The organism is Bradyrhizobium sp. HKCCYLS20291 (assembly GCF_051167715.1).
Classification (GTDB): Bacteria; Pseudomonadota; Alphaproteobacteria; order Rhizobiales; family Xanthobacteraceae; genus Bradyrhizobium.
Window position 1 is genome coordinate 866,042 of record NZ_JBNPTO010000001.1, and the last position, 11,014, is coordinate 877,055.

Annotated in this window: 8 protein-coding genes; 3 read left to right on the top strand and 5 right to left on the bottom strand. The window is 64.3% G+C overall.

Annotation, left to right across the window (positions count from 1 at the left end):
• Window positions 1–606: 606 nt before the first annotated feature.
• Window positions 607–3,768, top strand: coding sequence for an Rne/Rng family ribonuclease (locus ACQR07_RS03990; RefSeq protein WP_434901020.1), 3,162 nt, complete (start codon window positions 607–609; stop codon window positions 3,766–3,768).
• A 99-nt stretch (window positions 3,769–3,867) separates the two neighbouring features.
• Here ACQR07_RS03990 and ACQR07_RS03995 read toward each other — a convergent pair whose 3' ends face one another.
• Window positions 3,868–5,067, bottom strand: coding sequence for a pyridoxal phosphate-dependent aminotransferase (locus tag ACQR07_RS03995; RefSeq protein ID WP_434901021.1), 1,200 nt, complete (start codon window positions 5,065–5,067; stop codon window positions 3,868–3,870).
• A gap of 148 nt (window positions 5,068–5,215) precedes the next feature.
• Here ACQR07_RS03995 and ACQR07_RS04000 point away from each other — a divergent pair, with 148 nt between their 5' ends.
• Window positions 5,216–6,619 (top strand): M48 family metalloprotease, encoded by a 1,404-nt coding sequence (locus tag ACQR07_RS04000; RefSeq protein ID WP_434901022.1) that lies wholly within the window; start codon window positions 5,216–5,218, stop codon window positions 6,617–6,619.
• Window positions 6,620–6,717: 98 nt separating this feature from the next.
• Complete coding sequence (locus ACQR07_RS04005; RefSeq protein WP_434901023.1) at window positions 6,718–7,482, top strand: DsbA family protein; 765 nt, start codon at window positions 6,718–6,720, stop codon at window positions 7,480–7,482.
• Window positions 7,483–7,847: 365 nt separating this feature from the next.
• Here the strand turns inward: ACQR07_RS04005 and ACQR07_RS04010 are convergent, their stop codons facing one another.
• The 4 genes from ACQR07_RS04010 to ACQR07_RS04025 all read right to left on the bottom strand — a co-directional run bounded on the left by ACQR07_RS04010 (window position 7,848) and on the right by ACQR07_RS04025 (window position 10,033).
• A complete protein-coding gene (locus ACQR07_RS04010) occupies window positions 7,848–8,201 on the bottom strand; it encodes a transposase (protein ID WP_434901024.1) in 354 nt (117 codons plus the stop codon).
• Window positions 8,156–8,707, bottom strand: coding sequence for an IS3 family transposase (locus ACQR07_RS04015; protein WP_434901025.1), 552 nt, complete (start codon window positions 8,705–8,707; stop codon window positions 8,156–8,158). The genes ACQR07_RS04010 and ACQR07_RS04015 overlap by 46 nt, the downstream gene beginning before the upstream one ends.
• Window positions 8,704–9,105 (bottom strand): transposase, encoded by a 402-nt coding sequence (locus ACQR07_RS04020; protein ID WP_434901026.1) that lies wholly within the window; start codon window positions 9,103–9,105, stop codon window positions 8,704–8,706. Before ACQR07_RS04020 ends, ACQR07_RS04015 begins: the two co-directional genes overlap by 4 nt.
• A 94-nt stretch (window positions 9,106–9,199) precedes the next feature.
• The gene (locus ACQR07_RS04025; protein ID WP_434901027.1) at window positions 9,200–10,033 is read right to left on the bottom strand and encodes a hypothetical protein; all 834 of its coding nucleotides are present in this window, start codon (window positions 10,031–10,033) and stop codon (window positions 9,200–9,202) included.
• Between the last annotated feature and the right edge of the window lie 981 nt (window positions 10,034–11,014).

Below are 11,014 nucleotides of genomic sequence, written 5' to 3' on the forward strand. Positions count from 1 at the left end.
AATCCTCGTATGTACGAAGGGCTGAAGGCTATTACTTACTGCCGGTTGTGTCGCGTTCAACCTCCGGTGAAACGCCGGAAGCTTCGTGGTCGAGGTTCTCGACGTCAGCGGAGATTCCTGCGCCTTTCCGACGCTCTTTCAGGCCTGCGCGCTTCCCGCGCGGCCGAAACGGAGCGCCGGTGACGAGCCGAGTGGCCCGGTTTCCAGGGCGCCTCCTTGGCTGAGGCCACCTGGGCACCAAGTCACACACGGCGTAGCCTGATACCACATCCGTGATGGGTGGGGTATTGATCCCAGGGCAAGCGCCTCGGCGCTATCTGGCCTTCAGCAACAGACAAAGGCGGCCCTCAGCCGCCAACGTGTTCCAGACGGGCCGACGCTTGATGCGCCATAGAAGACTGCCAACCTTGACCAGCGGACGATCCGCACCGATGCGGGGCCAGACCCCCGCTCGGCTGATCGCCTCGCGGGGATCACGGCGGGCACGGCGCGACCAGCTGCGTTTAGGCCTTCCCCTCACCCCCGAATCAGGTGGACCGTCGCGGCGTCCCACAGCGCGTTACGCGCTCGCGGCCAATCGCGTCCGTCGCCTCCAAGAGTTCCAATATGCCCAACAAGATGTTGATCGATGCTACCCACCCGGAAGAGACCCGGGTCGTTGTCGTCCGCGGCAACCGCGTCGAGGAATTTGATTTCGAAACTGCCCAGCGCAAACAACTCCGCGGCAATATCTACCTCGCCAAGGTCACGCGCGTAGAGCCGTCGCTGCAGGCGGCGTTCGTCGAATATGGCGGCAACCGCCACGGCTTCCTGGCGTTCAGCGAAATCCACCCCGACTACTATCAGATCCCGGTCGCCGACCGTCAGGCGCTGATCGAGGCCGAGGAGCGCGCCCACCGCGAAGCCGAAGAAGAGAGCGAGAACCGCTCCAACCGCCGGCGCAACCGCCACCGCAGCTCGCGTCGTCGCGGCAGCGGCGAGCGTGTGCAGAGCGAGATCGTTCAGGCCGCCGACGGCAGCCAGACGGCGCAGCCCGATCACGAGGCGCATGAGCATCACGCCTATGCGCATGAAGACCATTCCGAGCAGCCGCATGTCGAAGACGCCGGCCTTGCCGGGGCGCTCGACCATACGGCCACGAACGAGGCCGATCAGGGCATCCCGAGCGAATCGGACGGCCCCGCGCACGAGCCTCACGACGCGGTCGCCGCACACGGGCACGACGATGTCGAGCCCGTAAAGGCCGCGGAAGCGCATGTCGAGGAGACGGAAGCAGCAGCGGTCGCTCCGGCCAGCGACGTTTCCTCTGCCGATGCGCATGACGACGACGAGCATGGTGACGATGATGATCATCATCATGAGGCGCATGACCACGCCGGCCACGATCACCATGACCATGATGAGCATGATCATGACGAGCATGACGATCACGAGCACGACCACGAGATCGCGCCGGTCGCCGAGCATGACGACGGCGACGTCACCATCGTTCCGAGCGACGAGAACGGCGTAGAGGCCGCAGCCGCCGACCACGAGGACGACGAGGACGACGGCGAGGAGATCGAGGAAGAGGTCGTCGAATCCGTCGGCGGCGACGACGTGCTCGAGGAAGTGCCGGAGCGGACCTTCCGTCCGCGCCGCCAGTACAAGATCCAGGAGGTCATCAAGCGCCGCCAGGTGATGCTGGTGCAGGTGGTCAAGGAAGAGCGCGGCAACAAGGGTGCGGCGCTGACGACCTATCTGTCGCTGGCCGGTCGCTATGCCGTGCTGATGCCGAACACCGCGCGTGGCGGCGGCATCAGCCGCAAGATCACCTCGGCGCAGGACCGCTCGCGGCTGAAGGAAGTGGTGCAGGACCTCGACGTGCCCGAGGGCATGGGCGTCATCCTGCGCACCGCCGGCGCCAACCGCACCAAGCCCGAGATCAAGCGCGACTTCGAATATCTGCTGCGGCTGTGGGAGACGGTCCGCGACATGACCTTGAAGTCGCAGGCCCCCACCCTCGTGTACGAGGAAGGCTCGCTGATCAAGCGCTCGCTGCGCGACCTCTACAACAAGGAGATCGACGAGATCCTGGTGGCCGGCGAAGCCGGCTACCGCGAGGCGCATGACTTCATGAAGATGCTGATGCCGACCAACGTCCGGGCGGTGAAGCAGTATCGCGACGGCCAGCCGCTGTTCTCGCGCATGGGCGTCGAGAGCCAGCTCGACGCGATGTTCTCGCCGACCGTGCAGTTGCGCTCGGGCGGCTACATCGTGCTCAACCAGACCGAGGCGCTGGTCTCGATCGACGTGAACTCCGGCCGCGCCACGCGTGAGCACCACATCGAGGACACCGCGCTCAAGACCAACATGGAGGCCGCCGAGGAAGTGGCGCGCCAGCTCCGCCTGCGCGACCTCGCCGGACTGATCGTCATCGACTTCATCGACATGGACGAGAAGCGCAACAACCGCTCCGTCGAACGCAAGCTGTCGGACTGCCTGCGGCAGGATCGCGCGCGCATCCAGGTCGGCCGCATCTCGCATTTCGGCCTCCTGGAAATGTCGCGCCAACGCATCCGCGCCAGCGTGCTGGAGAGCTCGACCGAGCCGTGCGCGCATTGCGGCGGCACCGGCCACGTCCGCTCGGTGTCCTCGGTGGCGCTGCAGCTGCTGCGCAGCCTCGAAGAGACGCTGATGAAGGGCGCGACCCACAACCTCGTGGTCCGCACCCGCACCGAGGTGGCGCTCTACGTGCTCAACCACAAGCGCGGCCACCTGCGCGACCTCGAGAACAGCTTCAAGGTGTCGCTGGCGGTCATCGCCGATCCGAATGTGAGCGGCCAGCAGTCTTTCATCATCGATCGCGGTGAGCAGGTGCACACGCTCGAAGCCGCCAAGGCGCTGCTCGTGGCGCAGGCTTCCGCGCCGCCGCTGGTGGCCGAGGAGGTCTACGACGAGGACGAGCCGTTCGATATCGAGACGGAATCCGAGGTCGAGACCGAGGAGACCGAAGGCCTGTCCGAGGACGCTGCCGAGGCCACTGAGGGCGAACGCGACGGCTCCCGCCGCAAGCGCCGCCGCCGCCGCCGCGGTCGTGGCGGCAACGAGGCGCGCGAGGCGTCGCCGGACGGCGGCGTCGGAGCGCAGCCCAGCGAAGCCGGCATTGCGGCCGACCTGCCCGCCGAGGAGGCCGAGGCCGACGAGGAGGAAGGCGAAGAGCAGCAGGCATCGGCGCAGGGCGACCAGGCCGGCGATCATGCCAATGGCGAGCGGCGTCCGCGTCGCCGTGGCCGCCGTGGCGGTCGTCGCCGGCGCGGCGGGATCGAAGACGGTCTCCCGGCCTCGATCAGCGACGAACTCGCGCCGGCATCAGCTTCGGAAGCCGAGGCGGCGGTCGCCGATTTCGACGGCAATGGTGGATCCGAGCACGATGAACCGGCCGCGCCGGTCGCCGCTTCTGCGACCCCGATCGAGAGCGTCGAACCGGTTGCGACCGCTGTGCCTGCAGCACCAGCGCAGCCCGAGGCCACGGAGGCGGAGAGCGCGAAGGTCGAGACCGAGAAGGCCCCGCGTCGCTCAACGGTTCGTGAAAAGGTCAGCTTCGTCACCGAGCCCAAATCGGATGCCACGGCTGCGCCGGTCAGCATGGCCGAGAGCACGCCGGCCGCTGTGACGGCCGAGCCCGCGGCGACAGAGCCGGTCGCCACCGAGTCCAGTGTAGATGCGGCGTCCGCTGCTCCCCGCAAGGCCGGCTGGTGGTCGCGCCGCTTCGGCGGCGGGCAATAGCGGAGCCCCCTCGCGGCGTGCGCCCACATCGATCTTCAATGCAAAACGCCCGGCCTGACGGCCGGGCGTTTTCGCATTCCGCCCCCTGCTGCTGACGGCCTAGCCGAGCCAGCGTGCGATCCGCGCCACCGCCTCGCGCATGTCCTCGGCGGAACGCGCATAGGAGAACCGTACGAAATTGCGGCCATGGATCGGATCGAAGTCGACGCCGGGCGTCGCCGCGACATGGGTCTCCTCCAGCATGCGCTTGGCGAAATCGAAGCTGTCCTTGGTGAAGTCGGAGACGTCGGCATAAAGATAGAACGCGCCGTCGGCGGGCAGGAACCGGGTCAGGCCGGCCTTGGGAAATCCCTCGATCAGGATGCGTCGGTTCTCCTGGTAGCCGTGCTTGATCGCCTCCATGTCGGCACGACCATCGAAGGCCGCTTCGGCTGCGATCTGCGACAGGGTCGGCACGGAGATCGCGAGGTTCTGCTGCAGGCGCTCGATCGGACGGACCAGCGCGTCCGGCACCACCATCCAGCCGATGCGCCAGCCGGTCATGCAGAAGTACTTCGAGAACGAATTGATGATCAGCGCGTCGGCCGACAGCTCCGCCGCGGTCACCGCAGGGAAGGCATAGTCGAGCCCGTGATAGATCTCGTCAGAGATGAAGCGGATGCCGGCATCGCGGGCGGCGGCGATGACGCCGCCAAGCGCCTCGCGGGACATCATCGTTCCCGTCGGGTTGGCGGGGCTCGCAACCAGCACGCCCTTCAGTGGCGTCTTGCGGTGGGCCGCGAGCAGCGCTTCGCCGGTCAGGGCATGGCGGTTTTCGGCGGTGGTCTCGATCAGGACCGGCTCGCATCCCAGCGCCGTGAGGATGTGGCGATACGGCGGATAGCCGGGCACGGTGACGGCGACGCGGTCGCCGGGCTCGAACATCGCCAGGAATGCCAGGATGAACCCGGCCGAGGATCCCGTGGTGATCACGATCCGCGCGGGATCGATCTCGCAAGCGTGCGTCTCGCGATAATGCCGCGCGATTCGCTGACGCAGCGACGAGAGCCCGAGCGCGGACGTATAGTCGATCCGCGCCTGGTCGAGTGCCGCATGGGCTGCCGCGATCGCGGTGCGCGGCGCCGGCGCGGCGGGCTGGCCGACCTCCATGTGAATGACGTGGCCGCCCCCCGCCTCGATCCGCTCGGCGGCCGCCATCACGTCCATCACCATGAACGGCGGAACATTGCTGCGGGCGGACGGTACGGTCAGGGCCGCGATCCGCTGTTCCAACGTCGGTATCACTGTCGCGTCCACCATCGATATCTGCTATTGACCCCGGCTGTTCGGACCCGCTCTCCGGACGGCGAATGCCCCGTGGGCCTGGTTCGCCGCAGATGAGCCGCATTCCGCAGTTTGGTGGGCAATAGCCCGTATCGAGCCTCGCGCCAATTGCAAAGATCGCCTGATGTTGCTCCGTCACGTGCTTGGAAAGAAACTGTCAGGCGGGATTGCCGCGCTGGTTGCCGCCGCCATGGCGCTGGCGCCGCTCGCGCCGGCTTCGGCACAGCAGGCCAAGGGGCCGCCGATCCTGCGTGACACCGAGGTCGAAGCGCTGCTGCGCGAATATACCAGGCCGATCCTGCGCGCCGCCGGCCTCGAGAAGCAGAACATCCAGATGGTCATCATCAACGACGCGACGTTCAACGCGTTCGTCGCCGATGGCCGGCGCATCTTCGTCAACTATGGCGCGATCATGCAGTCGGAAAATCCGAATCAACTGATCGGCGTGCTCGCCCACGAGACCGGCCATCTCGCCGGCGGCCACCTCGCCAAGTTGCGCCAGCAGCTCGCCACCGCGCAGACGCAGTTGATCATCGCCACCATTCTCGGTGCCGGCGCGCTTGCCGTGGGCGCCTCCCGCGGCGGCGGCGGCAATAACGGCCTCACCAATGCGGGCGCCGCCGCGTTGTCGGCGCCGGGCGAGGTCATCCGCCGCTCGCTGCTGTCCTATCAGCGGCAGCAGGAGGAGAACGCCGACCGCGCCGGCGTGAAATTCCTCAGCGCCACCGGCCAGTCGCCGAAAGGCATGTACGAGACGTTCAAGCGCTTCACCAATGACAGCCTGTTCGCGGCCCGCGGCGCCGACCCCTATCTGCAGTCGCATCCGATGCCGGCCGACCGTGTCGAGGCCCTCGAAGGTCTGGCGCGGCAATCGCCGTATTGGGACAAGAAGGACGACGCCGCGCTGCAGTTGCGCCACGACATGGCGAGGGCCAAGATCTCCGCCTTCATGGAGCGGCCCGACACCGTCGCGCGGCGCTATCCGTCGTCCGACAACGGCCTGCCCGCGCGCTACGCCAGGGCGATCTCGACCTATCTCCACGGCGACCTGCGCAGTGCCCTGAGCCAGATCGACGCCCTGATCCAGGCGCAGCCGAACAACCCCTATTTCTACGAGGTCCGCGGCCAGGCGCTGCTCGAAGGCGGCCGCCCAGTGGAAGCGATCGCGCCGCTGCGCAAGGCGGTCCAGCTGTCCCATAACGCCGCGCTCATCGAGATGTTACTTGGCCAGGCCTTGGTAGCGAGCGAGAACAAAGCTTACACTGAGGAGGCGATTTCGATCCTGCGCGCGGCGGTCGCGCGTGAATCGGAGGCGCCGCTCGGCTATTCCCAGCTCGCGATGGCCTATGGCCGCAAGGGCGACTACGCCGAAGCGGATCTCGCCTCGGCCCAGGCGGCCTTCCTGCGCGGTGACAACAAGACCGCGCGCGAGCTTGCATCGCGGGCAAAAACACGCTTTGCCGTCGGGTCACCCGGATGGGTGAAGGCCGACGACATCGTCGCGTCGAAGCCGCTGCAGAACCAGTAGAACGGACGGAATACCGCTATCATTCACCGGAGATCACCCAGATACCGATCGCCGCCATCGACCAGGACCCGATCCATTTGACCCAGAGGACCTCCTTCATGCCGTCATTCCGCACGCTTCTTCCCGCGGCGTTGCTCGCGCTCTCGCTCTGCGGCGCCCCGCAGGTGGTGTCGGCGGAGAGCATCTCCGACAGCCAGCGGAGCGAGATCGAGACCATCGTCAGGAACTACCTGATCTCGCATCCCGAGGTGCTCGAGGAGGCGATGGCCGAGTTGCAGAAGCGGCAGACCGCGGCCGAGGCGGCCAAGCACGAGGCCGGGATCGCCAAGAACGCCGAGACCATCTTCAACTCGCCGCGCGGTGTCGTGCTCGGCAACAAGGATGGCGACGTCACCTTCGTCGAGTTCTTCGACTACAATTGCGGCTACTGCAAGCGCGCCATGGCCGACATGATGGACCTGATGAAGAGCGACCCGAAGCTCAAGGTCGTGCTGAAGGAATTTCCGGTGCTGAGCCAGGGCTCGGTCGAGGCCGCGCAGGTCGCGGTCGCCGTCCGCATGCAGGCGCCGCAGAAATATCTCGACTTCCATCAGAAGCTGCTGGGCGGCCGCGGCCAGGCCGACAAGGCGCACGCGATCGCCGTCGCCAAGGAGCTCGGGCTCGACGTCGCACGCATCGAGAAGGATATGGCGAGCCCCGAAGCCAAGGCGACGATCGAGGAGAACTTCAAGCTCGCCGAGGAGATGGGCATGAACGGCACGCCGAGCTACGTGATCGGCAAGCAGGTCGTGATCGGTGCCGTCGGCGTCGAGGGCCTGCGCGAGAAGATCAGCACCGCACGCTGCGGCAAGGCGACCTGCTGAGCGCGCTCGCGGACGACGCCTGATATCACGGACATCAAACGAAAGGCCGGCTGGTTCAGCCGGCCTTTTGCGTGGGAAGGGCCAGCCGAGCAGGACAAGCCGCCCCCTCGCCCATTCCGCATTCGGCATTCGGCATTTTTGCGCTCCCCTGCCTCCACGTCGTCATGCCCGGGTTAAGTCCCGGCCATCCACGTCGTTCGGCATCAGCGGCTAGACGTGGATGCCCGAGCCTTCGCCGCACCGAAGCGGCTTCCGCCGCGCGGGCAGGACGGAGCGCGTAAATTACAAATTACGGTGACGGTGCTGGACTGCCCCCCTCAAGTGAGACACGATAATCTCGGTGACAGTGCGGTTGCCACGACGTGTTATCGCGCCTTGTCTTGCGCGAACGCGGCTTCGAACTCAAGAGGCGATCGGTAGCCGAGCGCCGAGTGGAGCCGTTCTTTATTGTAGACGTCCGCAATGAAGCTGTCGATCCGGCGACGCGCATCTCTGATGTCGGAGAAGGCCTTGCCGTTGACCTCTTCGGCCTTGAGCGTCTTCATGAAGCTTTCAGCCTTAGCGTTGTCGAACGGGTTGCCCGGCCTGCTCATGCTGATCGTGATGTCACGATCCGCCAAGATCTGGCGATAAGCGATGGAGGCGTATTGCACGCCGCGATCGGAGTGATGGATCAGGCTGCCGCGCTTCGGCTTGCGAGCCTTGATCGCACGGTCCAATGCTGCAATCGCCAGTGACGCATCGAGCGTGTTGTCGAAGGCCCAGCCAACTCTGCCTTGCGCGAGAACGCGTCGAGGATGACGGCGAGATAAGCGAACGTCGTAGCGAGATGGACGTAGGTGATGTCCGCGACCCAAATCTGGTCGGGAGCGGACGGCACCAACCCACGCACGAGATTGGGCACGACGACAATGTCCTTTGGCCGCTCTGCAGGCGGCTTCAGGAACGGCGCCTTGCGCTGTGCGAGAAGATTGTCCTCGCGCATCAGTCTGAGCACTTTCTTGGCATTGACCACCATGCCCTTACGTCGGATGGTGGCGGTCACGCGCCGATAGCCGTAGAATGGATGCTTGAGACAAATGCGTTGGATCTGGTCGCGCAGCTCGCAATCGACCGTCTCGCGACTGCGTCTGTTGAGGTGCCGGTAGTAGGTCGCTCGCGGCAGACCGGCCAGGCTGCAGAGCCGTTGCACATCGGCAAGGGACTCCGTTGCCTCAGATGTCATGGCTTGGATGACTTCGATGATGCGGGTGCGGGTTTGCCTTGCGCTGCCGGCCGCTCCAATGCGCGCAAGGCTTGCCGAAAAAAATCGAGGTCCATCTGCTGGCGGCCGACCAGGCGCTCGAGTTCGGCGATGCGAGCATTCGCCCGCGTCAATGCGGACAGCTTGTCGTCATAGGTCGCTGTAGCTTTGAGCTTCCGGGGGCCGGGCTTCGGTCCCGGCTTGCGGTTCAATCCGTCGGGCCCTTGCGCCCTCCAGGCCTTGATCCAGTCGTGTAGGATCTTGCGCGATATCCCAAGCTCGCGGGCAACAGGCAGAACGCCGTCGCCTCGCTCAACACGCTTGATCGCCTTCAGTTTGTAAGCCGTCGGAAACTGACGGTTCTTCCCTCTTGCTGCCACAGGTCATCCTCGGAATGCCTGTCACCGAGATCATCGCGTCTCACTTGAGGGGTGCAGTCCAGTGCTGGACCGTAATTGCCCCGTTGTCAAACATCTACATTAGCGCCTCGGTCCAAACGGAAACGATCACGTTGCTGGGCGCGTTCGTCGATACGCTGTACCAAAACTTGCGTGGCACTAGAAACGTAATCGAGGAATTGTGAGTGGGAGCAGCGAACGATGCTGCTGCAACCGTTGCGGCATCAGATCTCGGATCGACACCGCCCTTCTCATCGGAGACCGCTGCAAACATGGTGAACCCGGCTTCAGGAGTCCTTTGTGCCGAGACGGTTACGAGCATAGTGCGATCTGTGTTATTCTGAAATGCTCTCCCAAGGGCACGCTCTCTCGTAACTATTGTAAAGTTTGCCTCCCTCGTAAGAGGGAACAATCCAGCGTCGTACAGGTAGATGAGAAATAGGCTTAGTATTGCAGAGAACAGAGCGCCCCAGCCTGAGACTCTCATCCGCTGTTGACCTCGGTCGCGGAGTCCGGTTCGATCCAAAAATTCAACTATCTGCCGACTGGATGACACCCCCGACAACAAGACGATCGACATTAGTACAACCGCGGTGATTGCTGTGAGGACAGATGCCGCCCATGCTGTCGGCATGGACCTATACAGTGCATAGTATTCTAAGCCCAGTAGCAGGGGCATCGCGAATAGCACAATCACGCCGAATTTAAACTGAGCATTTGATGGCGATGCCGGCGACGGAGGCGAGACCTCTCGTTTCTCGGGCGGAAGATGTCGGTCTGGCTTCTCCTCCGGCGTTTTCACCTCGGCGGATTTCGCCAGAGCTACTCTTATAGCAGCATATGCGGTGATCGCTTGACAGACGATAGACCCCAAGACGGTTACAGCCGTACCTGCGAGCTGACTATCCATTACAGGACACCATCCATCCTTCGTCAAATCTCTACCTAAAATGAGGCGTGTGGCAAAGTACTGACGCAGACCGATAGGCTACGACACCAATGCCAAGGGGTAAAGATGGTCACCATCAAGCGACCTCAAGCAAATGCAAACCGCCGGGCAAAATCGAATTTCTCACCCGATCCATTAAGTCGAAATGTGACGATATTATCGATTCGTCGCAAGCTACCGCCGCTCTGGCCAACGGGTCGGAAGACGTATCGGCTGGCAGCCGATTCAACGCCGTCACTTGCACTCGGGTAACTGTCGGTCCGATATCGCTGAGCGTTCAATACCGTCTTTTTCTCAACCGCACACAGCCACGGCCTTTCTCCGGCTTGATCGCGCCGGTTCGCACGCAGGCAAGCCGTCGGCTCCATGATGCAAGCGCCCCATAGGGGGCGCTCCTCCACTGCGTTGCGGTCGCCCGCGATGCTTCCGCCTCCGCCGGAGGTGCTGATTGCGTGCCAGGAACTACGGCCACCACGAATTTCGGTGACAGTGCATTCGGAATTTCGCCGTGGAAGCCGTTGGACACAGGATCTCGGACGTCTTCAACATCGCGTCCGTCTGCGACGCCGTGCCGTTGCCGACGATCTGCTCGGTGCGATGATCCTTCCAGTCGATGCGGATCATCTTCCTTCCCTCGCTCGCCCCGGGCGCGCCCGCGCTAGCGAATTGCCGAGTCGCCCGTCGGGCACGCCTCGTCCGCACGGATGGCTTCGGCCGCCCGGTTCGAGCATCAAATGGCGTGCGCCAAAAAACTGATTTCGTCCGCGCGTTCAAGCCGATGCCCCCTGTCCAGTCCCTCAGCAAAAAATATTCACGTTTCGCCTTATCGGAATTCATGATTGTCTGTGGCCGTCCCGTCTCGATCAGAGCAACTGTGCTTTGAGGTAGGCCGGCGATCGGCCGGCCTCAAGGCTGGCGCGAGACGCGCCCCCGCCTTCGGCG

Excerpts from the sequence above, each read along its gene's own strand:
- ACQR07_RS03995 (WP_434901021.1), bottom strand. The coding sequence starts at position 5,067 with ATGGTGGACGCGACAGTGATACCGACGTTGGAACAGCGGATCGCGGCC.
- ACQR07_RS04015 (WP_434901025.1), bottom strand. The coding sequence starts at position 8,707 with ATGACATCTGAGGCAACGGAGTCCCTTGCCGATGTGCAACGGCTCTGC.
- ACQR07_RS04005 (WP_434901023.1), top strand. The coding sequence starts at position 6,718 with ATGCCGTCATTCCGCACGCTTCTTCCCGCGGCGTTGCTCGCGCTCTCG.
- ACQR07_RS03990 (WP_434901020.1), top strand. The coding sequence starts at position 607 with ATGCCCAACAAGATGTTGATCGATGCTACCCACCCGGAAGAGACCCGG.
- ACQR07_RS04025 (WP_434901027.1), bottom strand. The coding sequence starts at position 10,033 with ATGGATAGTCAGCTCGCAGGTACGGCTGTAACCGTCTTGGGGTCTATC.
- ACQR07_RS04000 (WP_434901022.1), top strand. The coding sequence starts at position 5,216 with ATGTTGCTCCGTCACGTGCTTGGAAAGAAACTGTCAGGCGGGATTGCC.